This is a genomic window from Streptococcus sp. SN3 (assembly GCF_030439905.1).
Genome location: NZ_JAQFJF010000007.1, coordinates 1 through 26,884 on the forward strand (window position 1 = coordinate 1; position 26,884 = coordinate 26,884).

Genomic DNA, 26,884 nt, shown 5'->3' on the forward strand with positions numbered 1-26,884 from the left:
GTTCTTTTACTTGTACTAATTCAGCTTCACGTTGTTCAACAAGGCTTCTTGCTTGTGCAAGAGTTGCTTGTTTAGCAGCTAAAGTGGATTGTTCCGTTGAAAGAATCGCTTCAAGAGCTTTTAACTCCGCTTCTTTTTGAGCCAATTCTGCTTTTGCTTGTATTAAGGCTGCTTGTTTCGCCTTAACATCTGCATTCAATTGCTTCACCGCTTCTTGTGCTGCCTTGTTTTCTGCTTCATCAACTTTCAATATTGCTTGTGCTTTTGTGAGAGCTATTTCTGCTCTAGGAGTTAAAGGAGTTTCAGCTTTCAAACTATCCCGTTTAGCTGTCACAAGCGCTAGCTTCTCTTTCGCTTTTTGATAATCTGTTTCAGCTTGGGCTTTGTCTACTTTGGCTTGTTGGTCAGCCTTTTTAGCTAAATCATAAGCGTTTTGTGCCGCTGTTTGACGGGCTAAGACTTCCTTACTATCAAATGGATTAGACAATGCTTTGGCGTCAAAGCTATTTGGTTGTGTAAGAGCCCTATCATATACAAAGAGGAAGTTGACTACTTGCCAGAAGTCATCTTTATAAGAAGTACCAACCCCTAAATAAGCCTTCTTCACACCGCTTTCAGATAGTCCAGCTAGCGTTCCAGCGTGGAGAAACTCATTGTTTTCATTATCCTCTACATCTTCAAAAGCATTAAACATCAAGTTCAAGATATTGTTATAAATCAGTCGTTTTAACTCACGTGGACTGATTCTCTGTTGTTTCCGAGCAGAACCAGATCCACCCATTAAGCCAATGCTTTCTTCTGTTCCGCTAGTAATGCCTACTTTAGCTAGTACTCGATCTAGATTTACTCGATCATGACCTTTCACACCATTCGTTTTAGAAGTGGAAACATGTTCATTAACTGCTTCAACAGCACCTTTAGACACTTCAACTTTCGCTGTCCCAAAGGCTGCACGAATTTGATTGAGTAAATCAGCCGCAAAGAGAGACATCTCTTCTCGAACTTCGGCTGGGAGATGATTCAAATCTAAGGTATCAAGATCACTATCATCTTGATTCGCTTTAAATTGATTTTGTTTAGCCAACACCTTCCCCATCGCAACTAATTTATCTGTTTGAGTTTTTAATTCTGCTTTACTATATTTAGTAAAGTTTTGATTGTATTCTCGTAGAGCTGCAATATAATCTTGCGAAAGCGTAATCGTATTGATGGTTTCAGCTTTATGATTGGCTTTTGTCAAATCAACTGTCGCCTTTTCTAAAGCTTCTGCTGTTTTACTTGCCATAGCAACCTTTTTATCTAAATCAGACTTAGAAGCATCTGTAGTTATTTGAGCTTGAAGCACTTCCTTATCAACATTTGCCAAATCACTAGCACGTTTTTGATCAACTTGTTTCGCTTCAACTAAATCTGCCTGTGCCTTTTGAACAGCCGCTTTATCTATATTCACCTTAGCTTGTGTTTGTTCAGCTTTTTCAATGATTTCTTTTGTGCCTGTACCATCTAAAATCGCTTGTTTTTCTGCAACCTTTTCTTTGGCTTTACTTACTTCACCCTGTTTTGCCTTCACCGCTTCTTGTGCCTGTTTTGTAATCTTTTCTTGATTTGAAACAGACAATTGAGCTTGTGTTTGAGCTGCTTGACTTGCCGTCACAGCTTTCTCAGCATTTTCTACAGCCGTTTGCATATTTTTCACCGTCTGTTCTGCTTTAGAAATATTTCCTGGTGTTGCTTCAGCAGCTACTTTCTCTGCTTGAGAAAAATTAGCTTGTGCAGTGCTTGCTTTCTTTTCAGCTACCACCACTTCTTGCTTAGCTGCTGCAACAGTTGTTTCCTGCTCCTTGACTGCTGTATTTGCGACAGTTACTTTCGCTTGACTTGCCGTCACATCTGCTTGAGTTACTTCTTTTTGAACCTGATCAACTTCAGTCTTTTGAGAATCTGCTTTTGGCAACTCCTCAGCATGAATGACTTGTTGTCCCCCATTTAATACAGCAACCGTAGTAATTGTTGCTAACACTGTTTTAACTTGTTTCATATCTTTTCTCCTCAATAAAATTAACCTTTAATCTGTTCATAATTCTTCTCTACCATACCTGAATAATAACGATACAAACCAAATGTTGATACACCATAAAAACGTAAATAATCTTTATGTAACTTATCCAATTCTTCTAACATTTCAACACATAAACGTCGTTGATAAATTACATTTAATCGATATACCTTAAACGAAAATTTAAAATTTTGCCAAATCCGATCATATCCTTTCTTAAAATATTCATAATCTTCCATCACATCTTACTCACCCTTTCTACCTAATCAATCCTTCATCAATCATTCAAAAAAACCTCTAGAATCTCAACATCTCTAGAAAAACTCAAACCACGTTCCCGTCTCATCTGGCGCATACAATCACGCTTATTCTCCTCTGAACCCGCCCTATGAACTGACTCAAAATAAAAATGAAAATACTCATGACCATTATCACAAAAAGCAATATAATCTCTTTCTCTCATACTAATTTCACTCCTTCCATGAAATAATATCTTGCCATTTATATCTTGTTTTCAGCAAATATTCATAAATACCATTCTGAATTTTTCCAGCATAAATTAAAAATGATCCATCACTTATATAGCGTTGAATCATTTCTATATCATGTTCAGGTAAACAAACTGCAAAACAATCATTCAAATACTTACCTGACCTTACAAAAATTAAACTATCCTCATCAAAATAAAGAGCTACATCATTCTTCCCATTTCTACTCTTTAAAATTGATAATAAACATCTCTTTATCCACCACTCCTTAAATACCACCTTTTATCCTCACCTCCTATCATGCTCCTCAAATCGTGAACACTCACTAGAAATAATTAACAAACCATATAAAACCATTACAATCACTATCAATAAAACAATTAAGCCAATCAACATTTACTCCTTTTTATTTAAAAATTTACTTCAATTTCTATACTTTTAAAAAGTCGAAATCCATCTATTTTATCATCATATAAAAGACCTTTATTTAATAATAAAAAGCTAACAATCTGATTAAACTTTTTCTTTCCATCTTTTAACTCTACAAAAATAAAATACAAATGCCTTAAAAAAGAATTTATTTTATAAATATCATAAGCAGTATTACCATTATCATATTTCACAGACACACCAACATCACTTAACAACTTAACAAGCTTATCTGAAACGCTTCTATTTACAAATAAATTAAAGTCACCAAAACTCTTCATAGATGCCTTATCGTAAACATGTATAATAATTTCTTCATTACCTATAATCGATTCCATCTATCACTTCTCCCTAAAAACCTCAATTTTCGTTCTTCTTTCCTCTGTTCATGAAACTTTTTTCTCTTAACATAAACAGGAGAACTATACTCTATTGATATAGACTTTATATAATTAAACATTTATTTACCTCATCATCCTCTCACTAGTTTTGATACTACTATCAAAAAAGCAAAAAATAGAAAACAATAAAATGATATAAACACAACACTCATACTAAACAAAAAGAAAACAAGCTTCTTCAACATTTCTATTCACCCCTAACACTTTTTTCTTACTTTCCTACAAAACAAAAAGACGACTTGCCGCAAACAAATCGCTTCATCAAAATTATCTAATAACATTACCTACTTAAAACTGTGAGTAAATAAGAGGATATTAAAGTATTTACTCACAGTTCTAAATAGGTAACGATCCTATTTAGTGTATGCTCGTATCTTCGCATACTATTCTTCAGCAAGCGTATCTCTTGCCTAGCACCTATTACGTATAAAGGTTATCGTCTCACTCCGACATTGCCCCGATCGCAATTACCGATTGTTCTCAACCAGCACTTCTAGTTTTTTACTCAACACAGGATAACTAGCATAAACCCCAATACCTAATGTATAAACTCGCTAAAACCTAATTTTGACTTCTTAAAATATTTATGATACAATAAAGAAAATTTAAAAGGTAACTGAATAACAAATCAATCCTCGGGCAGATGGTAACACCCCTTGGATGATTTTTATTCTTCATTATACACATAATTTCAAGGAGAACTAGACATGAAAGACATTATTAAAGGAATTACAAAACTCATTTTTAAAATAATTCGATTTGTACTCTCTTATTATTTTCAAATGTTTTTAACCTACCCACTTGTCTCCATCATCCTAATTATCATCGCTATCATCGCTTGGATTTAATAACAACAACCAAAATTAAGTTCTAGTGAATTTATACATCTCCACAAACCTATACATCTCACACTTCAACACAACCTATATCTTAAACTCTTTTGACAAAAATCTTATTTTAGGATATAATGAAATTGGTATTTTTTTGGTGCGTTTACAGTCTGGATTTTCGGATTGCAGACGTACTTTTTATTTAATTTTCAATGTTCTATAAACATATTAAACAGAAATAATTAAATAAATATCTTTGAATTATCTTAATGGCAACCATTACTCACACTATTAGTTATGCATGAATGCCATTATGAATAAAATATTCAAAAAATAATTCCTATTCTTTATGCACTGATAAAGAAATTTCCTCTCTTTATCAATAGATACATCAAATACTATTTAATATATCTAGTCATAAGGAGAAATTATTCATGATTAACGATACTTTTGATTTTTCAGATCTTATAACTGATGAGATCTATATTACTCAAAATCAACTCTTTCATAATTTAAGAAATAAATTTACAGAATTTGCTTGCACAGGCGATTTATCAAATTTCGATAAAGAATTTGATAAACTCTTTTCAAAAGAAAACGGGATTGCAGTCTCTATTAGTCAACTAACTTATAACGGGAATAGCATTTACCACTTGCCAATTATTATAAGAGATAGAATTCAAGACTTAAGAAATAAATACCACAACAAATTTAAATATCATATTTCTAATCACAATCCCGATAAGATTTTAGATATCTTTTTTCAACTTTATCAAGATATTTACGATATCACCGATAAACAATTTGAAAAAAAGAAATCACCTACTTTAAAAGAATTATTAGCAAACAGAAAGTCTTGAGTTTAACATCTTATTTCTCCATCTGTTTGTTATAATATCTGTATTAGTTTTATAAGTTTTAACTTATATTTTAATTATATAAGTTACCGCTTATTTTGTCAATACTTTTTTTAAAAAAATTTAAAAATTTTTTGAAAGGCTCAAAATATGTTTTCAGAACGCCTAAAAGCACTACGAAAAGAAACTGGTTTAACTCAAAAAGAAATCGCAAAAAAATTAAACATCACTCAACCAGCTTATCAACAATGGGAAAGTGGGAAAATAAAACCAAGTGCCGATACACTTGATAAATTTGCTTCCTTCTTTCATGTGACTACTGACTACCTCTTAGGAAATTCTGACATCAAAAATCCAGAAGATGAACTATCTGATGTCGAAATCCTTTATCGGAGAAATTCAAAAAATATGACTCCTGAACAAAAAGAGATCTTTAAAAAAGAACTCTTAGAATTTATGGAGATTAGAAGAAAAGCATTTGAGGAAGATGAGCAGTGAGAGACGTTTATTTCAAAGTCTGGGATATTGCTAAGAAAGAAATTTATCATTTCATTAAACTTTACAATATCTCCAAAATCCACTACACTTTTGAAGACTATTTCAACCACATTACTACTCAATACAAAATTAAAACATTGCCTCATCATTTTTCGGACGAGGCAATTTTAGGATTGACTTTAATTGATAACTTAGGGATTTCTTTCTCTTACGAATCAGAAAGCAGCCCAAACAGACAAAACTTTACCAAATGCCACGAGTTAGGACACTTAGTCTTACAACATTCTGGAACAGTCTTTGCGGAGAATGCACAAAACCAAGACTGGCAAGAAAAAGAAGCCAACTACTTTTCTTCTTTTATCCTCATGCCCGACATTATCCTCTTATCCAAAATCGTCTATCAACAACAGTCTTTTCAAGACCTTAGTAAAGAATTAAAAGTCTCTCCACAAGCCTTAGAAATCCGTTTAGAAGACTTTTTACACTACCAAGGACATTTTTCAACAGAACAAGCTAGAGAAGTTATTTTCCAATATAAAACCAGAAAATCTGCTATTCTAATCCAGCTCATTCAATCCTTTAAAGAAAAACTCATTAAAGAATACGAAGCTGTTCAAATAGAAGACATTGACTACTTCAAAAAATTAACTACTGAAACAGACTTTATCACCAACCAAGAAATCACTTCTTTAATAGATCCTGATTTCCAACAAACTATTAAGAAGCAGTTTCCACATTTCAGAATATCTGCTTACTATGATAAAGGTCTAACAATCTGGTACACCTGGAATACCCAAACAATTTCTGAAATAGACAGTCGGCGTAAAGCCAAGTTCAAGCACTATGACATACAAAACAAAGGGACTACTAATTGATAGCCCCTTTTTCCTTTCTATTAACTGTTTCTTCTAACTGATCCAATCGCACTCGCAATTGAAAAATCCTCCATTTCAATTCATTATCTGATACATGATAATGTAGTTCGTTCGCAATTGCTTTTATATCAAAAATCATTTCTTCTTTCATACTACAACTATAACATGGATTTTTAACAACATTAAAACTATTCTCTAAACGGATAATTTTTACAGCTGAAATAAAAAAAGGACATTATCAGTCCTTTTCTGTTTTTTTCAATTCCTTATATTTTTTAGAATCTTTCTTTACAAATTGAGCATCTCCGCTCATAATCCCAGCAGAAAGAACTCCGCTCTCTTTATCATACGAATAAGCTAAAGTTTTACCTTCTCCTGTCAAAGTTTTCTTTTCTGTATCAACAGAATATCTCAATGTTCCACTTGGATCATCTTTTCCACCAGAATAATATGTTAAAGTCTTATCCTTAATAACAACCCAAGGAGTTTTTGACATTTTATCTGTCATACTTGGTGTATAAAAATAATATTCACCATCTAAGCTGGCTTGTTGATTAGATGAACAAGATACTAGGAAGATTGCTGCTGCAATCATTGTCACCAATAACAATACTTTCTTTTTCATATCTCTATTCCCTTTCTATAAAAACATTAAAGCTCTTTATTTCTTATATATTCTTTTAAGCGACTAATGTCACGATCACTCAATCTACCAATCACCTTAATTTGAAAACCGTCTTTCTCAATATCGTACAACTGAACCATATCAATCCAAGACGGCTTTTTCAACCCAGCTTTGAACCAATCAATAATTTCTAAATATTGTGACTTAATATAATCAGATTTCGTTTCATATTTACTTGTAATCCGAAAAGTACGTATTATCTCATCACCGATTTTCACAACTACTGCTGGACGAATTTTCGACCCTGTTTTATCACGATATTCTATCCGTGTTACCAAAACCGAATAAACCTCAACATCAGTCATTAAATACACCCTTATATTCTGAAAAATCTTCATCACCAAAAAACGCTGCTAAACTTTCCTTATTAGTAGCACTTACCTTTACACTAGGAATCTTTTTATCAATCATTTCCTGAAATCCTTCATCACTTATATTTTGCTTCACTGCAAAAGGAATACTCCTAGTCTGAACAGATTGAATAAGAAACATCTTAACTGCTGTAGTCATATCAATTCCCAATGAATCAAATAATTCAGCTGCTTCTGTTTTTAATTTATCATCTACACGAACAGCAATTGTTGACATAAAACCACCTCATCTCTTCTTTGTATAACTATTGTAACATACACAACCATACAATGCAAAGTTAATTATTGTATTTTAAATTTGAATACACCTAATTATAATAAATTATGATATACTTTAATCAATAATAAATTAGGATTCCCCTATGTCAGAACAATTTACTCTACATTATTCAGCAGCCACTATACAACATTTAGGAATAGGTCTATACAAGCAACTACCTCAAGCACTCGCTGAACTAATTACCAACTCTTGGGATGCAGATAGCACCAAGGTTGATATATACATTGACTATAAAGAAAAAATTGAATAGGTTACACTAAACTAGACAGAATTTATAAAGTGTAACCTATTCATTGTTATTTTATTCAAAACAAAAAAAGCAAGTATTCATTGCTTTAGATAAGGAAGAATCCTACTCTAAAATAAGCCAAGATCTCATGAAGGAGGCGGAAGTGCTGCGACTCTTCCCAAATGGTGGAGAATTATTTGGTTACGCTTGGAATAGTTTATCTATTTAGTTTCTTGTTATATTCAAAAGACCTCTCGAGGAAAATTCTTCAAGAGGTATGTTTATATTTAGAATAACTAGTTCATTTAGTAAACTCGAAAAAGAGGAGGGAAATATAATCCCTGTAGAAATAATTATTCCTAAAAATCTCGGGATAATATTATTTGTAAAACTTCTCTCATATTTTCAACTTTCCAATTTGCTTTATCGTTAAAAAGAGGCAGTCTACTATCGAAATAACCAATAGTCGGAATACCAGCGTTTGTCGAAGCTTCAATGCCCGAATAAGAATCTTCGATTGCAATACATTGGTTAGCTGATAAGTTCAACTTATCTAGAGTAGTAAAATAGATTGACGGATTCGGCTTACTTTCTACAAAATTTTCACCGCTAATTACAACATCAAAATACTGTTTGATATTACAAGTTTCCAAAATGCTATTAATATGATCATATTTTGAAGACGAAGCCACTGCTAACTTAATTCCATTTTGAATTGAATAATCAATAATCTCCAGAATCTCAGTTCTGAACAGAGTGCGATAATCTAATATTTTATATCGTCTATCACTAAAAATTGCATACTCTTTTTCAATAGTTTCAATATCATAATGATCGCCAATAAAATTTTGTAACAGTTTATAAAGGGTCAAATAGGATTTACCTACTAGAATCAATAGTTCTGAATCCTTGTAATTAGACTTCGGATTAAGTTGACAAATAAAATCTTTTTGTATCAAAAAATCCTGATACTCCGTATCAACTATAACTCCATCCATATCAAAAATGATACCTTTTAAATCCATAAATCCTCCTAATAAATTAACATTTAGAACTAATAAAATCTAATGGGTCATTGGATATAACACTAGGATTAGTACTAAACTTCCTTGTTTTATACCAATTTACCCCAACAGCCTGTACATTTGCATGTTGAGCGGAAATTATGTCTGCATCCGAATCACCCAAAAATAAAGCTTCGTCAGGATTTAGTTTATAATGTTCAAGTATTTTCAAAACACCTTCACTGTTAGGTTTAGAAATAGCGACATCATCGTCTGAAACAATAAAATTAAAATACTTCTCTAATTCTAATTTTTTTATACTTATCCCTATACTTCTTCGCCCCTTACCGGTAAAAATAGCAAGTTTTTTATCTTTATTTTTCAATTCCTCTAATAATAAAATAACTTTTTCATAGACTTTATCTCGACTAATAAAGTGATCGTGCAAATTCTCATATAGAATATAGAACAATTCAACTGCTTCGTCAGCATATTTCTCATCTACAAAATCCCTTATTATACTTTCCTCACTTCCTCCGAATAATAATTCTATTTCTGAATCACTCATTCTAACATTTTTATATTTTTCAAAAACTATTCTAAAGCAGCTAAAACATAAAGGAAGAGTCTTGGCAATAGTATTATCAAAATCAAATATAATTAGTTTTTTTCGATCAATCATTTTAATTCTCTATAATAGTTTATATAATCAAGGTATTCTTGTTCAACATTCTGAGGAAGACAATCATAATTGAAATATCTTAATTCCAAAGTTTCTTCTGAATTTACAATTAATTCACCAGAATAATTAATTGCTTTATAAAGTGAAGTAATTACATATATTTCATCTCTATTTTGTAGTATAAAGTGATAATCTTCACCTGAAAAAGTATAAATCAATTGTAGTTTTTCGATTTTTAATCCCGTTTCCTCAAATACTTCTCTTATTGCTGTTTGTTCAAGAGTCTCCCCAACTTCTAACAAACCTCCTGGCAATCCCCAGCTTCCTGTTGTTCTCTTTTGAAGGAGCACTTGATTACAATCATTTTCTATAATAACATTTGAACCAACCAAGATAAGCAGATCGTTGCCAATCTTTTTGCGAATTTGTGATACATAATTTTCTGATGGTATATTAGTCATTTTGTAGCCTGTTTCTTTATTTCTTCAGCATTAAAATACATAGTTTTCAATACATCAATTATCATTTCAATATCTTCAAAAGTAAGAAACGGATGCATTGGTAAGCAAATTATATTATTAGAAATTCTTTCAGTATTTTCCAAAAAAACATCACTATACTCAGGATAGCAGGCCATCTTATGTACTGGTGGAAAGAAATAATTTCTTGTTGGGATTCCCTCTTTATTTAAACAATCTACAATCGTATCTCTATCCAACCCAAAAACATCTTCATGTACTACTATACATAAATCTTTAAATGTGCTAACTTGATTATTTGGGATTTTTTGTAATGATATACCTTCAATTTCTGAGAGCAATTTCCTGTAATAAGTACCGATCCTACTACGCTCAGACAAATTTTTATCAACTACACTTAGTGACATCAATCCTGTTATAGCTGCTAACTCACTAAGTCTAGCATTAATACCAATCTCAGTGCAATTATAATCACCTGGATTCCCATATTCTCTTAAGAGTCTAATTTTACAATCAATTTCTTTATCCTTACAAACTACGATTCCACCTTCACCAGTTACTAAAGTTTTGGTAGGAGAGGTGCTATATACTGAAATATCACCAAATGTCCCTAAATGTTTATTATCAATAGTACTTCCAAATGCATGAGCTGCATCATAGATTATTCTTAAATTATGACTATTAGCCAACCTTTCTAGCTCATATACCTCTGCACCGACACCAAATATGTGTACTGCAATAATTGCCTTTGTCTTATCATTTATATATTTTTCTATATTACTCGTTTGAATTGTAAAGGTGTCTGAATTACAGTCTATAAAAACAGGAGTGGCTCCTACTTTCTTTATTGCATGAACAGTGGCACAAAACGTAAAGCTAGGAACTAAGACCTCATCTCCACTTTTTATCCCTAAAGCCTCCATAGCTAAAATTAATCCTATAGTGCCTGAAGAAACTGCGCTCGCAAATGGAACTTCTAAAAATTTTTTTACTTCAGATTCATATTCTTCTAAATATTTTCCCTTAGAAAGAATACCTGTTTCAAAAACATTATTAAAGTACGATTCGTACTTTGTTTTAAAGTACTCAGGAAACATTGGTTTTATAAAGTTTAATGGAGTTGGAAATGCTGGTTCCCCTCCAAAGATCGCTAATTTTCTCATGTTTTTAACTCCTTAATTTAAATATTCTTTAGTAGCTACCTTGACGTTACTATATATTTCACTATATGGATTAGTAATTATGCCTAATTTTATAGTATTTGTTATTTCCTTTGCACCAGACTCAATAGATTTCTGTGACACAAAATTTAACTGCTCAATTTTATCAAAGGAGACACTGTAACTTCGATTATCTTCTTTCATCCCATCTAAATTAATTTTAGCATTCCCAGTGACCTTTGAAATTATACCTGCAATATCAGAAAGATTATAATTTTGCGAATTATTACCTACATTGTATAATTCTAGTCCACATTTACTTTCATTGTTACAACGTTTCTTAAATATTAAGTCAATAGCTCGTGCTACATCCTCACAATGAATAAAAGGTCTCTCTTGTTTGCCTCCGTAAACATTAATAGTACCACTAGTTATCGCATTCGCAGTCATTACATTTACAGCTAAATCAAAGCGCATTCTTTTTGATAATCCAAAAACTGTACAAAACCTTAGGATAATGATATTCAACCTATCTTGATATTTCAAGAGATCATTTTCTGAAACTAACTTTAACTCAGCATAATAGTCAACAGGATTAGGTTTACTATTCTCATTAAACTTATCTTTACCAAAACCATAAACACTACAACTTGATGCAAATATAAAGTTACTTACTCCTTTCTTGATAGCACACTCAACAAGATTTCTTGTACCAATCACATTGATATCGTAAGCAATATCTTTGTCAACAATGCACGCAGGTTCTCCAACTAAACTGGCTAAATGAATAATTGTATCAATTTGATTTAAAGAGCTCAAAATATCTTCTTTGATTCGAATATCCCCTTTCACTAACTTGAAACGCTCTGAATACATATACTCGGACAACGAATCAAAACCAAAAATTCCACTATCCAATACAACGACTGTATTTTCTTCATTATTCAACAGCTCTTGAACCAACTTTGAACCAATATAGCCACAGCCACCCGTTACTAAAATGTTACTCATAAAACATCCTCCTAATGTTTAAATTATAATTTTAATATAAGATTTGTTCGAAAACTCTCTTTGACTTATTGAGACAATTCTGCAAGTTAGAATTCGAAAAAACTACACATGGTTTATAAATACACACCTCTCAATGTAAGCCTTTTCATGACTTTGATTATAACTTATAAACATTATCTTGTCAAATAATAATATGTTTATTCCTAACATTTCATTCGAAAGTAAAAATGTCTCGTCTATCAAACTAGAAATATTAGAAAAATCAAATTAACTATAACTTAAAAGCCTTTAATAAGTAGCTTGGAAATAATATTAGCTTATCCACTTTCGAAAACACTCCTAAGCCTGAACAGAGAAACTTAACCCTATCAAGTCTCTTCATGATACGACGAATCCGACGGCGAGACAAGTTGATACCTTCTCTTTCTAGACATTTCTTGATTTTCCTAGTCCCGTATCTGGACTTACTTTCAAGAAAAATGTGTTTAACCCTCTCTTCAAGCTCTGCTTCAGATACTAGCTCTGCAGCCTTGTAGTAATAGCTAGAGCGTGGAATATTCAGCCAACGGCACATGGCTGAGATGCTATATTTGCCCTTATTAGCAGTGATTATTTGCCCTTTCGTGCCATAATCACTGCCGCTTGCTTTAGGATATCTAATTGCATTTCCAGTTCTTTATTTCGTTTTCTGAATTCAATTAACTCACGCTACTCATCTGTCAGATTATCAATTGTTTTAAACGAACCAGTTGTTCTTGCCTGTCTAACCCATTTATCGAAGGCTGAGGAGGTTAGATCATATTCCTTGATAAGCTCACTTCGTTTCATACCTGCAGTGTGAAGGTCAACCAAATGAATTCATTTATAAATACAAAATAAAATATACCAGGAATATTCTGATATACTTTATTTTATAAATATTGACTAAAAATATAACTTGCTTGGTTAATTTTTGGTTAATTTTTTCAATTTTTTAAATCTATAGCTTATAAATGCCCAAGATACAACATCAACATTTTTATTGAGATATGACTTTAGTATAACATAAAATTTAAAATGCTTCTTCTTATTTATAAATCACTTTACCGTTAAATCCAAATTTTCTTCTATAAAAAACGCAGGAGTCTTGTATTAAAAACAAGGCATCCTGCATTCTCTTATTAATTATTCTAAAGGCATTGTAAATTAATAAACTGTCTTTTCTGTTTCTGGATCAAAGAAGTGTGCTTTGTTCAAGTCAAAGCCAAGGTCAATACCTGCTCCAGCTTTGAGGTAATCACGAGCATCTACTTTAGCAATAAATTCATTGTCAGCCACTTGGCAATACAAATGAGATTCCGAACCAAGCAATTCGGATACAGAGATTTTAGCATGTACTACTGAATCTGGGAAGGTTTCAAGGAAAGCAGCTTCTGTATTGATGTCTTCTGGACGAATACCAAAAATGAGTTTCTTGCCTTCATAGCCTTTTTCACGAAGTACCTTCAAGGCACCTTCTGGTACTTTCAGAGAAAGGTCTTGTGCTACAATTTCATCACCTTTCAAAGTTACATTGATGAAGTTCATCGCTGGGCTTCCGATAAAGCCTGCAACAAATTTATTAACTGGGTTTTTGTAAACTTCTTGTGGGGTACCGATTTGCTCTATACGTCCAATTGTACCCGTTCCTGAAGGATTCTTTGTTGCAGACATGATAACGATACGATCAGCCAAAGTCATTGCTTCTGTTTGGTCATGGGTAACATAGATAGTGGTTGCCCCAATACGACGATGGATTTTAGCAATTTCTGCCCGCATAGATACCCGCAATTTAGCATCCAAGTTAGAAAGCGGTTCATCCATAAGAAATACTTTTGCATCACGAACAATAGCACGTCCCATCGCTACACGTTGACGTTGCCCACCAGAAAGGTCTGCAGGTTTACGATCTAAAAATTCTTTCAAGCCAAGAATCTCTGCTGCTTCATTTACACGTTTTTCAATATCATCCTTGCTGTATTTACGAAGTTTCAAACCAAAAGCCATATTATCATGCACAGTCATGTGTGGATACAAAGCGTAGTTTTGGAAAACCATGGCAATGTCACGATCTTTTGGCGCAACATCATTGACCACGCGACTATCAATTGAACATTCACCTTCCGTGATATCTTCAAGTCCAGCAATCATACGAAGTGTAGTAGATTTCCCACATCCTGAAGGACCAACGAAAACGATAAATTCCTTATCTTTTATATTCAAGTTGAAGTCTTCTACAGAGTAATGTTCGCTGTTTGGATATTTTTTGTAAATATTTTTTAAATTTAATTCTACCATAAAATAGAACTCCTTTGTTGTTATGATTTCATTCTATATGAAAACGCTTTATTTTTCTATGGCAATGTGAACAAATTTAAAAGAAAATGTCTTGTGCAGGGTGCACAAAACATTAGAATAAATCAGTTAAAATAACATGATAACATAGCGTCAAATCTGTTAGGTCTTTTAGCTGTAAACCCGTCAATTCTTCCCATTTATCGATGTGATATTGTAACGTGTTCCGATGAATATACAACTGCTGAGCAGCTTTTGTCACAACCGCTGTATTTTCCCACAAAGCGGCAATAATATCAACGAGCTGATCCTGACTTTCAATCAATTGATGAAGTTTCTTTGTTAAGATTGGCAATATGAAATCCTTTTGGCTAATCCCCCATAAAAAGAGTTGGGAAAAAGAATGCACATTAGAATGCTGAGCTTGTTCCCACCACTTAGTAAAAAGGGCATTCTCTGCTTGAAATAGCTCAAAGTAGCTCTCTTCAAACATTTGAGACCAAATCTGTCCGATTTGAATTGTGAGAGCTAGGCTAAAGTCATATTCGATGGCTGATAAAGTATCACGAAGGACAGCTTTTACGGGGATAAGTTGCGTCTGATCTAATACAAAGATATAATCCTGAGAAGACAGCTGAAAATCTGCTATTCTATTGGACAGTATGGTCCGCATCATTTCTAACCAAGATCCGATTGTTTCATTTTCATAATGGAATAAATGACAATGAACAAATTGTATCTTTTGTACACTTTTTGGCAATTTGCCACGACTATGAACCAGATAATCGTACCAAGGTCCACCATCAAACGCTGACTCTTCTCCAGTCAGTAAAGAAACAAGCTGTTGTTCTCTTTCTGTCAAGCTACTCATTTTTAATAATAGCCATTGATTTTTTGATAAGGGAATTGCCACTTCATCTTCTTTTACGCTCGGATTGGATTGAAGTCTCCCTTGAGGAAACCATTCTAACAAATTACTTTTTACCATGATTTGTGCTCTCCACTCTGACAATGCACCAGTCAATTAACTCTTCTAAGCGCTCAATAGCTCCCGTCATATGTAGGTAGCCCATAATAGCCTCAAAGCCTGTAGACATGCGATAAGTAATGATATCCGCATTTTTAGCTTTTGTATGACTATTGGCATTGCGTCCACGCTTGTAGATTTCTTCTTCCTTTTCTGTCAGGATTCCCTCTTCTAGCATGAGAGAGATGAGATTGGCTTGCGCTTTAGCCGATACATACTTGGTCGCTTCTCTATGCAGCTGGTTGGGCTTGGTTAAGCCTTGGAAAATTAAATGACGACGGATATAAGTTGAGTAGACAGCATCCCCTTCAAAAGCCAGAGCAATACCGTTTATGAGATTGACATCAATCACGAATCCACCTCACTCCATCCTTCCCATCTAATAGCTTGATTCCTTGTGCTGCCAATTCATCACGAATCTTATCAGCTGTCGCAAAATCCTTGGCAGCACGCGCTGTTTGGCGCTCCTCAATCAAGCGTTCAATGTCCGCATCCAAGACTTCTTCTACAAAGACGATGCCAAAAACTTCTAAAAGCTTAGCAAAGGCTTCCTTGACTTCAGCGGTGTAGTTGCCTGAGTTGATCCACTTGGCTAGCTCGAAGACAACCGTGATGCCATTAGCTGCATTGAAATCTTCGTCCATAGCGGCAGTGAACTTATCCAGCAAGGCTTGAAGCTGAGCTGAATCTGTCTGATCAGTGAAAGGCTGCTCATAGGTATTCTTCAAATATTTGAGATTAATCGCTGCATCATGGACAGCTTTTTCTGTGAAATTAATGGGCTTGCGATAATGCTGGGTAGCAAAGAAGAAACGCAGCACCTGACCATCAATGGTCTTGAGGGCATCATGAACGGTGATAAAATTGCCTAGAGATTTGGACATCTTAACGTCGTCGATATTGACAAAGCCATTGTGCATCCAGTAGTTGGCAAAAGTCTGACCAGTTTTGGCCTCCGACTGGGCGATTTCATTGGTATGGTGAGGAAACTCTAAGTCTGCTCCGCCACCGTGGATATCAATGGTATCGCCCAAAATCTCCGTTGACATGACCGAGCACTCGATGTGCCAGCCCGGACGACCGGCTCCCCAAGGGCTATCCCAGAAAATCTCGCCCGGTTTAGCCGCCTTCCAGAGGGCAAAGTCCACTGGATTTTCCTTGCGGGTGGTCTCCTCATCTGTCCGACCAGAAGCGCCTAACTCTAAATCAGCCAAGGTTTTGTTAGCTAGTTTGGCATAATTGTGAGACTTTTCCACTCGGAAATAGACATCACCCTCTGACTCATAAGCGTAGCCCTTATCCACCAAAGTCTGCACAAAGTCAATGATATCCTCCATAAAGTCAATCACGCGCGGATGCTGAGTAGCTGGCTTAACACCCAAAGCCGTCACATCTTCGCGAAAGGCGGCGATATACTTGTCCGCCACTTCTTTGGGAGTGATGCCTTCGTCCTTGGCCCGATTGATAATTTTATCATCTACATCTGTAAAATTGGAAATATAGTTGACCTCAAATCCCCGATACTCAAAATAGCGACGAACTGTGTCAAAAGCTACTGTTGAGCGGGCATTGCCGACATGGATATAGTTATAAACCGTCGGACCACAGACATACATGCGAACCTTGCCCTCCTCAATGGGCATAAATTCACGCAGGCTGCGGGTCATAGTATCATAGATTTTGATCATGTTTTCGATGCTGAGAGTGTTCAGAAAGTAGATAAGAATGACTACAGAAGCAGTTCTCTATTTTCAAACTTTCTATCCCTACTCAGTTCCTTTCTAGTTCCTTTGCTATTGTCAAAGCGATAGTGAAAAAAGTCATGGCATCAGCCGTCCGCTCTTCATGGCGGGTATCCCAGATTTGGTTATGATGATTCACATAGTCGGCTGTGTAGCAACCACTTCTCACTACAATTTAGATGAGTAATAACTTTCTTCGCGGATTTTTTCTAAATTCTTGATAGTTGGATTATCTTTTTGACCATGCACACGGACGATTTTAGCCGGTATACCAACAACTGTCACATCACTTGGTACATCTGCCACCACTACTGCACCCGCTCCTACCCTGGCATTTTCACCGATTTCAATCGGACCAATGAGCTGCGCATGAGCGGAAATGAGTGCGCCTTGGCGAACCGTTGGGTGACGTTTCCCAGCATCTTTGCCAGTTCCTCCAAGAGTAACACCATGATAAAGCATCACTCCTTTTTCCACAACAGCCGTCTCACCAATCACTAAGCCACTCCCGTGATCAATGAAAACACCCGAAGCAATCTTTGCTCCCGGATGAATCTCAATCTGGGTCCAAAAACGCCAAAATTGACTATGCATCCGAGCTAAGAGTTTACAACCATGATTCCAAAGAAAGTGAGAAATCCGATGAGCTGCTAAAGCCTTAATACCAGGATAAGTCAACAGCACCTCGAGCAAGGAGCGAGCTGCTGGATCATTTTCTTTTACAATCGCTATTGTCTCTTTCCACCAACCCATGATGACTCCTTTCTAGCTTTAGACTGAAAGTAAACACTTAGCTACCTTTCTAGTCTTGTGCCTTTTCTTCTCGAACAACTTTATGCTCTTTATGTGTTTTATGATGATGTTTTTTCTCCTTATCCTCTTTAGGAGGGCGCGGAAGCAATGCTTTCATAGAAGCATCCACACGACCTTTTTCATCAATCTTGATGATTTTGACATCTACTTCATCACCAAGTTGTACCAAATCTTCAACCTTATTAGTACGCGTCCAAGCCATTTCAGAGATATGCACTAAGGCATCTGTCTTGTCAAATAGATTGACAAAAGCACCGAATTTCTCAATTCGAACCACTTTTGCATGATACACTTCATCTACTTTCGCTTCACGCACAAGAGCTGTAATGATTTCCTTAGCACGATTAATCGCATCTTGATCGCTAGAGTAAATAGAAACATTTCCTTCCTCGTCTATATCAATCTTGACACCTGTTTCTGCGATAATCTTGTCAATCGTTTCACCGCCCTTACCAATGACAATCTTAATCTTATCAACATCAATCTTAATGGTGTCAATCTTCGGAGCAGTTGGAGCGAGTTCTGTGCGGGGAGCTGGAATCGTACGTTCAATCAAATCTAAAATTTCAAAACGTGCTTTTTTAGCTTGAGCCAATGCTTCTTGCAAGATTTCAGCAGTAATTCCTTCAATCTTGATATCCATTTGAAGAGCAGTAATTCCTTCACGTGTACCAGCCACCTTGAAATCCATATCTCCGAAATGATCTTCTAAGCCTTGAATATCTGTTAAAATCGTGTAGTTGCTACCATCTGAAATGAGCCCCATGGCGATCCCAGCTACAGGTGCTTTAATTGGTACCCCACCGGCCATAAGAGCAAGTGTCCCAGCACAAATCGAGGCTTGTGAAGATGAACCATTTGACTCAAGAACTTCTGCTACCAAACGGATCGCATAAGGAAAATCTTCTAGGCTAGGAAGTACTTGCGCTAGTGCACGTTCACCAAGAGCTCCATGACCGATTTCACGGCGTCCAGGTGCACCATAACGTCCCGTTTCTCCTACGGAATATTGTGGGAAATTATAGTGGTGCATAAAGCGTTTCTTGTATTCTGGATCCAAGCCATCAACGATTTGTGTTTCACCCATCGGTGCCAATGTCAAGACAGACAAAGCCTGAGTTTGTCCACGAGTAAAGAGACCAGAGCCATGCACGCGTGGCAGGTAGTCGATTTCAGCATCCAATGGACGAATTTCATCTACCTTACGACCATCTGGACGAATCTTGTCCTCAGTAATTAAACGCCGTACTTCTGCATGTTCCATTTGCTCTAAAATTTCAGCCACATCACGCATGATGCGGTCAAATTCTTCGTGGTCAGCATATTTTTCTTCGTAAAGGGCTATTACTTCGTCTTTGACTGCTTGCGTTGCGGCTTCACGAGCTAATTTTTCTTCTACCTGAACGGCTTTTTGAAGATCAGCATTATAGCCGGCTACAATTTCTGTTTGCAATTCTTCATCAACACGAAGAAGCTCAACTTCTGCTTTTTCTTTTCCAACTACTGCCACGATTTCTTCTTGGAAAGCAATCAATTCCTTCACTGCTTCATGACCTTTCAAAAGGGCTTCCAGCATCAGGGCTTCTGATAATTCTTTGGCACCAGACTCCACCATGTTAATCGCTTCTTTAGTTCCTGCAACGGTTAATTCCAATAACGAAGCTTCTTTTTGTTCTTGACTTGGATTGATGACCAATTCTCCATTGACATAGCCAACCTGCACACCAGCAATTGGACCATTAAAAGGAATATCTGAGATTGATAACGCAAGAGATGAACCAAACATAGCTGCCATAGGTGCTGAAGCATCCGCATCATAAGAAAGAACGGTATTGATAACCTGAACTTCATTGCGGAAACCTTCCGCAAACATGGGACGAATGGGACGGTCGATTAAGCGAGCGGTCAAAGTCGCGTCCGTTGAAGGGCGTCCTTCGCGCTTGTTAAAGCCACCAGGGTATTTCCCAGCTGCGTACATCTTTTCTTCATAATTGACTTGAAGCGGGAAGAAATCGCCAGTCGCCATTTTCTTTGACATAACGGCTGCTGTCAGAACGGTACTTTCACCATAGCGCACCACTACGCTACCATTCGCTTGCTTCGCCACTTGTCCAGTTTCAACCACTAATTCTTTGCCAGCAAAAGTGGTTTTAAATATTTGTTTTACCATAATTATTCCTCTTTGAGTCTATGCTCAATTTCTAATTTTTTATACGTCTTGCCTACAAAGATCAAGATAGATTTAGGATATTAAAAATGAATCCTGAGTTCCACTCCAAAAATTCCTGCTTGCATAATTAGGCACAAGCTTTGTTTCAATAAAATAACTCATTATCCTGTTCAACACACCTTTTTCCATAGCCACGACTGTTGATAGAAAGTTTAAGTGTTTTTTATACTTTGTCTATCCTCATCTTTGTATCAAGCACGTATAAACTTTATTTTATCATATTTTACACCAAAAGAAAAAGCCTTAAAATAGCTTTTTAGCAAGAATTTTTGAAATGTTATCTATTATTCTTATTTTTTGCTATACTAGAAAGAAAGCTAGTAACAAGGAGAATAGATATGGTTGAACAAAAACAACGTTCTGAGTTTCCAGAAAAGGAACTGTGGGACTTAACAGCTCTCTATCAAGACCGTGAAGATTTCCTACGGGCGATTGAAAAAACTCGTGAAGACATTAACCAGTTCATACGGGATTATAAGGACAACCTTCATACTTTTGAGGATTTTGAAAAGGCCTTTGCTGAATTGGAACAAATCTATATTCAAAGAAGTCATATCGGCAACTACAGTTTTATGCCACAAACAACGGACTACGGTGATGAAAACTTTGCACAGATTGCGCAAGCTGGTACAGATTTCGAAACAGAAGCTAGCGTTGCTCTCAGCTTCTTTGATGCAGCCTTGGTCAATGCTGACGAAGAAATTCTTAATCGTCTCGAACAACTACCACATTTGACTGCCGCAATTCGCCAAGCTAAAATCAAAAAAGCCCACTATCTGGGAGCGGATATTGAAAAAGCCTTGACCAATCTAGGTGAAGTCTTTTACAGTCCACAGGATATTTACACTAAGATGCGGGCTGGCGACTTTGCCATGGCTGACTTCGAAGTAAACGGCAAAGTTTATAAAAACAGCTTTGTTACCTATGAGAATTTCTATCAAAACCACGAAAATGCTCAAATCCGTGAAAAAGCTTTCCGCTCTTTCTCAGAAGGCCTTCGTCAGCACCAAAATACTGCTGCTGCTGCCTATCTGGCTCAGGTCAAATCTGAAAAGCTTCTAGCAGATATGAAAGGCTATGACTCTGTCTTTGACTATCTTTTGGCTGAGCAAGAGGTAGATCGCTCTATGTTCGATCGGCAAATTGACCTCATCATGACTGAATTTGCACCTGTTGCACAAAAGTTCCTCAAGCACGTTGCTAAGATCAACGGCCTCGAAAAAATGACCTTTGCAGATTGGAAGCTGGACTTGGACAGTGTACTCAATCCTGATGTCACTATTGAGGACGCTTATGACTTAGTGATGAAATCCGTTGCCCCACTCGGAGAAGAATATACACGCGAAATTGCCAATTACCAAAAAGAGCGCTGGGTGGATTTTGCAGCGAATGCTGGCAAGGACTCTGGTGGCTATGCCACTGATCCTTATCGCGTGCATCCTTATGTTCTTATGAGCTGGACAGGCCGTATGAGTGATGTGTATACTCTGATTCATGAAATTGGTCACTCTGGTCAGTTCATCTTCTCTGACAATAGTCAAAGCTATTTCAATACCCACATGTCGACCTATTACGTAGAAGCTCCTTCTACCTTCAACGAACTCTTACTTAGCGACTATTTGGAACATCAATTTGACAATCCACGTCAAAAGCGATTTGCACTCGCTCACCGTCTAACGGACACTTACTTCCATAACTTTATCACCCATCTCTTGGAAGCAGCCTTCCAACGCCGGGTTTATAATCTCGTTGAAGCAGGCGAAACTTTTGGAGCAACGAAGCTTAACAGTATTATGAAAGAAGTTCTTACCGAGTTTTGGGGGGATGCAGTCGAAATCGACGATGATGCTGCGCTCACTTGGATGCGGCAAAGTCACTATTATATGGGGCTATACAGCTATACCTACTCTGCTGGACTTGTCATCTCTACTACCGGCTATCTTCATTTGAAAAATGACAAAAATGGCGCTCACGATTGGCTAACCTTCCTCAAATCTGGTGGAAGTAAAACGCCACTTGAGACTGCTCGTATCATCGGAGCCGACATTTCCACAGACAAACCACTCCGCGACACAATTCAGTTCTTGTCTGATACAGTTGATCAGATTATTACCTACAGCGAGGAATTAGGAGAATAGATTATCTACACAGCTTCAGATTTCAATTTGAAGCTGTTTTATATGAATTGATTTAAAACAAAATTTTTAAGTTTGTGGTAATTTGAAAAATTTCACTTCCTAGTTATTGAAAGCGATAACAAGTTGTGATATGATATTTTCGAAAACCAATTTATGTGAGGGAAATATGAAAAAGTGGAAAAATAATTCTAGGCTCAACATCGTTCTTGCTATCATGAGTGTTGTTCTAATCATCTTATTGTCTCCAATTACAATGCCATTAATGTTTCTAGGTGGTGTTTTTGGTATTTGGTATTTCGCCAAGCGAAATCCAAGTGTTTTCAAAAGAAATATAGCAATTGCTGTAGCGATAATAGGAATACTAGGAAGCTATACAGTAAGTAAATTCAATATTGAATCCTCTGAAAGCCAACAAAGTCAAACCCAAGTAGTGCCATCTACATCTAGAACTTCATCTTCAAACTCTTCAAAAGCAAGCAGTTCCTCCTCAAACTCCGATTCTAGTAGAGAAAAAGAAGAAAAACTCGAAAAAGAAAAGAAAGAGAAGAAAGCGGAGGAAGAGCGAAAACAAAAAGAGGCGGCAGAGAGAAAAGCTAAAGAAGAACAGGCTCAAAAAGAAGCTCAAATTCAGCGCATCACCCAGCAAGGTGAACAGGCTGTTAAACAACTTGAGGATAATCAAGTAGCCGAGAACATTGCTCCAGCTCAAGCTGCCGTTGAGCAAATTACCGATCCAAATAAAAAAGGAGCTCTTCAACATCGAATTAATCTTGTACAAAATGCAATTCAGCAACGAGCTGAGCAAGCTCGACAAGAGGCAGAGAGACAAGCAGCATCTCAACAACAAGAGGCTATAGCTGCTAGTGGCTATTTTAGAGATAAGAGGGGCAGATGGCATCGCCCAAATGGTCAATATGCTTCAAAGAAGGAAATTGCAGAAGCGGGATTGCCTTGGTAAAATACATCTCTACAATATATTAAAAAGAGAAATGAGATCTTGTAACAAGGGACATTGTTTTCCATCATAATTCCCATCAAACAAGTAGTTTACAAGCACACATGATTGGAGACTGGGACGAAAGTTTCTAGCTTCAAAGGAGACCGTTTAATAAATTAACGATGCTACAGCTAACCACTCCAATAGTCTACTGGATTATTGGATGTCGGAAATAAAACATCCATAAGGATGTGTCAAAAACACGACTTTGAATTGGTGGATTTTGCAAAGCAAGTCCTCAAGTCTATTGCTTTTCAAGCTCGGAAGAGCGCCTAATCATCCTCGTAGGAGTAAGACAACGGACTAGATTTTTTTCAAAATGGGTTCTGTCTCACTCCCTTTTATTTTGTATAAGATAAACTATATACCTTTTTACGTCATATTTTCCCCTTTCGCTTTATCGTAATCCTGAATATCTTTCTTGTATCGCATTTGGAGTTTTTGGGTATAACCAACATTGCGCACCCGCATAATAAGTGGTTTATTTGTCTCGCACCTTACGGAGCGAGACGGACTAAAAGTCACAAAATAAAAAACTCTCTGAAATCAGAGAGCTAATTTGAGCTCGGGCTAAAATCCATACAAAACAAAAAGGCTACCCAATTTAGAGTAGCCTCATTTTCAAGATATGCTCAATTGAACACGGCCTAAGCATGCTGATAAAAACACAAAGCCCTCTGAAGTCAGAGAGCTGATTTGAGCTCGGGCTAAAATCCTAGTAAAAAAGATGAAACTCCTTGTGTTCATCGAACACTATATTGTTTCCCTATTTCATACGGATTTTTGGCGCCCTTAACATCATGATTCTTGCTGGATAAAACGTTTATAGACAAGGCGACAAGCCGAAGATTGTACTGATGGTACATCGAGGCGAAGCCAACGAAGTATAGAAACGTTTTAGACGCAAGATTAGCGACGAAGTCCAAGAGAGTTGATTAACTCACGGTAACGGTTAACGTCGTTCTTACGCAAGTATGCAAGAAGGTTACGACGGCGACCGATTTTCTTCATCAAACCACGGTAAGTAGCGTGGTCTTTTTTGTGTTGTTTGATGTGTTCGTTAAGGTGGTTGATTTCCCAAGTAAGGACAGCTACTTGTACCTCTACTGAACCAGTGTCACCTTCGTGACGTGCATATTGTGCAATGATTTCATTTTTTTTCTCTTTTGAGATTGCCATGATAAGCTCCTTTTCTTTACGCTTCATCCGAGTGACAGGTTTGGCATGGCCTGCAACCAAGAAGAAGTTATTTGTCTCTATGACATTCTTATTTTACCAAGAAGGAAAGTTTTTGTCAACTGATACAAATTATAAGAGTTCTACGCCAAATCGTTTGAGACTTTTTATTTCTTCCTGTGTCAAACGACGAAAAGTTCCTGTTGCCAACTCTTTATCCAAACTTAATGGTCCCATAGCAAGGCGCTCTAAGTCTGCTACTTTTTTACCACAAGCTGCAACCATTCGCTTCACTTGATGAAATTTTCCTTCAGAAATTGTAATCTCTACAAGAGAAGTCTGTTGCTCTTCATTTACTTTTACTATGGTCAACTTTGCAGGCTGACAGGTAAAGTCCTTAAGCTCTATTCCTGCTTCAAAGCGTGTCCTATCTTCTTCAGTCATGATGCCATCTACTTTTGCACGGTAAACTTTTGCTACATGTTTTTTAGGAGACAACATCGCATGTGCCAAAGCACCATTATTGGTTAATAACAAAAGTCCGTGAGTGTCAATATCAAGTCGTCCAACTGGAAAAACTTCTTTCTGGCGTGCACTTTCATCTAACAAATCCAAAACTGTTTGATGGTTAGCATCTTCAGTAGCTGAAATAACACCTTTCGGCTTATTTAAAAGATAATAGACAAATTTTTCATAGTCCAATACTCGCTTATTGACTGAAATTTCATCTTGATATTCATCTACTTGTACTTTCGCTGATGTGACAGCCTTCCCGTTGACCAAAACTTGTTTCTTCTTTAAAAGTTGCTTGACTTCTGTTCGTGAACCAAGCCCCATTTCTACTAAAAACTTATCTAATCGCATCTTTTTCCTCGTTTTGTTTATGAGTGACAAAAGCCGCTAAAGTTGACGTTGCCATCATGAAAACTCCTAATACACTAAAAATAAAGATTGGGGCAGAAGAAATGATTCCAATCAAAGATAAGACGAATGTTGATACCGAAGCACCGCTACTGCAACCCAAAACGACAATCGCTGTTGCACGATTTACCAAATGAGTAGGGATTTTCTCCGATACAATATGAAACACTGCTGTTAGAGATACACTATAAGCAAAGCCAGCCAAAAGAGCACTCAAACTTAAAAGCCAAATCTGACTTGAAAATCCAATCATCACTTGACTTAGACCAAAAACAATTCCCGTTACTGTCAATAAGCGATTTTTCAATACGCTCACTAGACTGGCGAAACTAACACCAGCCAAAATTCCCACTAGTTGCATACAGCTAAGAATCCAGCTGGCTGTTTCAGCGTTGCCGATCTCTGCCTGTAAGACTAGACTAGGGATCCGTAAAGTGATAGCGACATTAGCACAAACAATCATACCAGCTATAAAAGCTAAAAAGATACTCAAATTTATTTGTTTTCTAGTCATTTTACGAACAGATTTGAGATGTTTATGCTTATCGGATTCATTCTTTTCATAAGGAACAAACATAAGATACAGTGCCAAAACGATGAAACCAACTGTATAAATCAAAAATGTAGTTGTCCAACCAAAGTGTAAGAGTTGTCCGACCGCTAAAGTCAACAAGGCCATCCCAACAACTTCCGCTGAACCACGATAGCCTAACATTTGCACACGCTCTCTCCCTTGAAAGCGCTCGCTAATAATGGCAATTGCTCGAGGATTCATCATACCTAGACCTAACCCAAAAACAAAGCGCGAAGCAAAAACGAGATTATAAGATTGATTGAAAAATGGGATAAGACCACAAATAGAATACAGAATTAGCCCTAGTATAATCATGAACCGCTCAGATACAAAGCGTTCCAAAACACTATTAAACATCAACAAAGACATGATCCCAATGGACGGTAAGGAGACTAATAATTCTACTTGGCTGGAAGAGTAATTCTTATAATACTGGAACATAGCCGGCAAGCTACTAGAAATTGAAAATGCCGTTGTTAAAACCAATGATAAAGCCAAAATGCTAGCTTTTTCCATGAATCTTTTCATCTTATCTTCTTTCTAAAATCACACTACCACTATCATACAGTTTTTTACGAAAAGACGCAATCTAGCAACGTATGAAAACAAAAAAGAAAT

The 26,884-nt window shown here is 36.3% G+C and carries 28 protein-coding genes and 2 pseudogenes; 6 read left to right on the forward strand and 24 right to left on the reverse strand.

Annotation, left to right across the window (positions count from 1 at the left end):
* The 5 genes from PCY71_RS11470 to PCY71_RS11490 form a co-directional block, all read right to left on the reverse strand.
* Window positions 1-2,038: SEC10/PgrA surface exclusion domain-containing protein (locus tag PCY71_RS11470; RefSeq protein WP_301412668.1), on the reverse strand; the 2,038-nt coding region annotated here is incomplete at its 3' end.
* 20 nt (window positions 2,039-2,058) lie between these two features.
* Window positions 2,059-2,298: a hypothetical protein gene (locus PCY71_RS11475; RefSeq protein ID WP_167702667.1), complete on the reverse strand. Its 240-nt coding sequence runs from the start codon at window positions 2,296-2,298 to the stop codon at window positions 2,059-2,061.
* Window positions 2,299-2,333: 35 nt separating this feature from the next.
* Window positions 2,334-2,519: a hypothetical protein gene (locus PCY71_RS11480; protein WP_195405610.1), complete on the reverse strand. Its 186-nt coding sequence runs from the start codon at window positions 2,517-2,519 to the stop codon at window positions 2,334-2,336.
* A 7-nt stretch (window positions 2,520-2,526) separates the two neighbouring features.
* Entirely contained in the window at window positions 2,527-2,823 is a 297-nt protein-coding gene (locus PCY71_RS11485) for a hypothetical protein (RefSeq protein ID WP_167702665.1), read from the reverse strand.
* A gap of 131 nt (window positions 2,824-2,954) precedes the next feature.
* Window positions 2,955-3,311, reverse strand: a complete 357-nt coding sequence (locus PCY71_RS11490) for a hypothetical protein (protein ID WP_167702664.1) — start codon at window positions 3,309-3,311, stop codon at window positions 2,955-2,957.
* Between the two features lie 1,327 nt (window positions 3,312-4,638).
* On the opposite strand from PCY71_RS11490, the gene PCY71_RS11495 reads away from it, so the two are divergent.
* The 3 genes from PCY71_RS11495 (at window position 4,639) to PCY71_RS11505 (ending at window position 6,434) form a co-directional block, all read left to right on the forward strand.
* Window positions 4,639-5,064, forward strand: a complete 426-nt coding sequence (locus tag PCY71_RS11495) for a hypothetical protein (RefSeq protein WP_048800261.1) — start codon at window positions 4,639-4,641, stop codon at window positions 5,062-5,064.
* Window positions 5,065-5,211: 147 nt separating this feature from the next.
* A complete protein-coding gene (locus PCY71_RS11500) occupies window positions 5,212-5,559 on the forward strand; it encodes a helix-turn-helix domain-containing protein (RefSeq protein WP_301412669.1) in 348 nt (115 codons plus the stop codon).
* Complete coding sequence (locus PCY71_RS11505) at window positions 5,556-6,434, forward strand: ImmA/IrrE family metallo-endopeptidase (protein WP_048801136.1); 879 nt, start codon at window positions 5,556-5,558, stop codon at window positions 6,432-6,434. Before PCY71_RS11500 ends, PCY71_RS11505 begins: the two co-directional genes overlap by 4 nt.
* A gap of 238 nt (window positions 6,435-6,672) precedes the next feature.
* Here the strand turns inward: PCY71_RS11505 and PCY71_RS11510 are convergent, their stop codons facing one another.
* From PCY71_RS11510 to PCY71_RS11520, 3 genes are read right to left on the reverse strand one after another with little or no spacing between them, the layout of a single operon-like run.
* Complete coding sequence (locus PCY71_RS11510) at window positions 6,673-7,059, reverse strand: hypothetical protein (RefSeq protein ID WP_048801135.1); 387 nt, start codon at window positions 7,057-7,059, stop codon at window positions 6,673-6,675.
* Between the two features lie 26 nt (window positions 7,060-7,085).
* Entirely contained in the window at window positions 7,086-7,424 is a 339-nt protein-coding gene (locus tag PCY71_RS11515) for a type II toxin-antitoxin system PemK/MazF family toxin (protein ID WP_048801134.1), read from the reverse strand.
* Window positions 7,417-7,707 (reverse strand): type II toxin-antitoxin system RelB/DinJ family antitoxin, encoded by a 291-nt coding sequence (locus PCY71_RS11520; RefSeq protein WP_048801133.1) that lies wholly within the window; start codon window positions 7,705-7,707, stop codon window positions 7,417-7,419. The genes PCY71_RS11515 and PCY71_RS11520 overlap by 8 nt, the downstream gene beginning before the upstream one ends.
* A 145-nt stretch (window positions 7,708-7,852) precedes the next feature.
* Between PCY71_RS11520 and PCY71_RS11525 the strand changes: the two genes are divergently transcribed.
* Complete coding sequence (locus PCY71_RS11525; RefSeq protein WP_152906542.1) at window positions 7,853-8,020, forward strand: ATP-binding protein; 168 nt, start codon at window positions 7,853-7,855, stop codon at window positions 8,018-8,020.
* 338 nt (window positions 8,021-8,358) lie between these two features.
* Here PCY71_RS11525 and PCY71_RS11530 read toward each other — a convergent pair whose 3' ends face one another.
* The 13 genes and pseudogenes from PCY71_RS11530 to pnp all read right to left on the reverse strand — a co-directional run bounded on the left by PCY71_RS11530 (window position 8,359) and on the right by pnp (window position 20,400).
* Window positions 8,359-9,024: an HAD family phosphatase gene (locus PCY71_RS11530; RefSeq protein WP_048801132.1), complete on the reverse strand. Its 666-nt coding sequence runs from the start codon at window positions 9,022-9,024 to the stop codon at window positions 8,359-8,361.
* Between the two features lie 16 nt (window positions 9,025-9,040).
* The gene (locus tag PCY71_RS11535; protein ID WP_278559493.1) at window positions 9,041-9,685 is read right to left on the reverse strand and encodes an HAD family hydrolase; all 645 of its coding nucleotides are present in this window, start codon (window positions 9,683-9,685) and stop codon (window positions 9,041-9,043) included.
* A complete protein-coding gene (locus tag PCY71_RS11540; RefSeq protein ID WP_048801130.1) occupies window positions 9,682-10,146 on the reverse strand; it encodes an NUDIX hydrolase in 465 nt (154 codons plus the stop codon). Before PCY71_RS11540 ends, PCY71_RS11535 begins: the two co-directional genes overlap by 4 nt.
* Window positions 10,143-11,327: a DegT/DnrJ/EryC1/StrS aminotransferase family protein gene (locus PCY71_RS11545; RefSeq protein ID WP_278559494.1), complete on the reverse strand. Its 1,185-nt coding sequence runs from the start codon at window positions 11,325-11,327 to the stop codon at window positions 10,143-10,145. The genes PCY71_RS11540 and PCY71_RS11545 overlap by 4 nt, the downstream gene beginning before the upstream one ends.
* 12 nt (window positions 11,328-11,339) lie before the next feature.
* On the reverse strand, window positions 11,340-12,335 hold the full coding sequence (locus PCY71_RS11550; RefSeq protein WP_048801128.1) for an NAD(P)-dependent oxidoreductase: 996 nt from the start codon (window positions 12,333-12,335) through the stop codon (window positions 11,340-11,342).
* Between the two features lie 361 nt (window positions 12,336-12,696).
* Window positions 12,697-13,193, reverse strand: a pseudogene (locus PCY71_RS11555) (IS3 family transposase); the annotation flags it as partial.
* A gap of 327 nt (window positions 13,194-13,520) precedes the next feature.
* Window positions 13,521-14,651, reverse strand: coding sequence for an ABC transporter ATP-binding protein (locus PCY71_RS11560; RefSeq protein ID WP_003070659.1), 1,131 nt, complete (start codon window positions 14,649-14,651; stop codon window positions 13,521-13,523).
* A 112-nt stretch (window positions 14,652-14,763) separates the two neighbouring features.
* Window positions 14,764-15,636 (reverse strand): helix-turn-helix domain-containing protein, encoded by an 873-nt coding sequence (locus PCY71_RS11565; protein ID WP_301412670.1) that lies wholly within the window; start codon window positions 15,634-15,636, stop codon window positions 14,764-14,766.
* A complete protein-coding gene (locus PCY71_RS11570) occupies window positions 15,623-16,027 on the reverse strand; it encodes a Mini-ribonuclease 3 (RefSeq protein ID WP_301412671.1) in 405 nt (134 codons plus the stop codon). Before PCY71_RS11570 ends, PCY71_RS11565 begins: the two co-directional genes overlap by 14 nt.
* Window positions 16,020-17,363, reverse strand: a complete 1,344-nt coding sequence (gene cysS, locus PCY71_RS11575; RefSeq protein WP_301412672.1) for a cysteine--tRNA ligase — start codon at window positions 17,361-17,363, stop codon at window positions 16,020-16,022. Before cysS ends, PCY71_RS11570 begins: the two co-directional genes overlap by 8 nt.
* Window positions 17,364-17,445: 82 nt before the next feature.
* Window positions 17,446-17,571, reverse strand: a pseudogene (locus PCY71_RS11580) (phosphorylase); the annotation flags it as partial.
* 14 nt (window positions 17,572-17,585) lie between these two features.
* On the reverse strand, window positions 17,586-18,170 hold the full coding sequence (cysE, locus tag PCY71_RS11585; RefSeq protein ID WP_049492627.1) for a serine O-acetyltransferase: 585 nt from the start codon (window positions 18,168-18,170) through the stop codon (window positions 17,586-17,588).
* Between the two features lie 49 nt (window positions 18,171-18,219).
* A complete protein-coding gene (pnp, locus tag PCY71_RS11590) occupies window positions 18,220-20,400 on the reverse strand; it encodes a polyribonucleotide nucleotidyltransferase (RefSeq protein WP_049492623.1) in 2,181 nt (726 codons plus the stop codon).
* 398 nt (window positions 20,401-20,798) lie between these two features.
* Between pnp and pepF the strand changes: the two genes are divergently transcribed.
* Both pepF and PCY71_RS11600 read left to right on the forward strand, forming a co-directional pair.
* Window positions 20,799-22,598, forward strand: a complete 1,800-nt coding sequence (gene pepF, locus PCY71_RS11595) for an oligoendopeptidase F (RefSeq protein ID WP_301412673.1) — start codon at window positions 20,799-20,801, stop codon at window positions 22,596-22,598.
* Between the two features lie 166 nt (window positions 22,599-22,764).
* Entirely contained in the window at window positions 22,765-23,556 is a 792-nt protein-coding gene (locus PCY71_RS11600; protein ID WP_022525163.1) for a hypothetical protein, read from the forward strand.
* Window positions 23,557-24,504: 948 nt separating this feature from the next.
* Here the strand turns inward: PCY71_RS11600 and rpsO are convergent.
* The 3 genes from rpsO to PCY71_RS11615 form a co-directional block, all read right to left on the reverse strand.
* Window positions 24,505-24,774 carry a 30S ribosomal protein S15 gene (gene rpsO / locus PCY71_RS11605; protein ID WP_001018251.1) on the reverse strand — a complete coding sequence of 90 codons (270 nt, stop codon included), beginning with the start codon at window positions 24,772-24,774 and terminating at the stop codon, window positions 24,505-24,507.
* 129 nt (window positions 24,775-24,903) lie between these two features.
* Window positions 24,904-25,635: a pseudouridine synthase gene (locus tag PCY71_RS11610; RefSeq protein WP_037598047.1), complete on the reverse strand. Its 732-nt coding sequence runs from the start codon at window positions 25,633-25,635 to the stop codon at window positions 24,904-24,906.
* A complete protein-coding gene (locus tag PCY71_RS11615; RefSeq protein WP_301412674.1) occupies window positions 25,622-26,794 on the reverse strand; it encodes an MFS transporter in 1,173 nt (390 codons plus the stop codon). Before PCY71_RS11615 ends, PCY71_RS11610 begins: the two co-directional genes overlap by 14 nt.
* Between the last annotated feature and the right edge of the window lie 90 nt (window positions 26,795-26,884).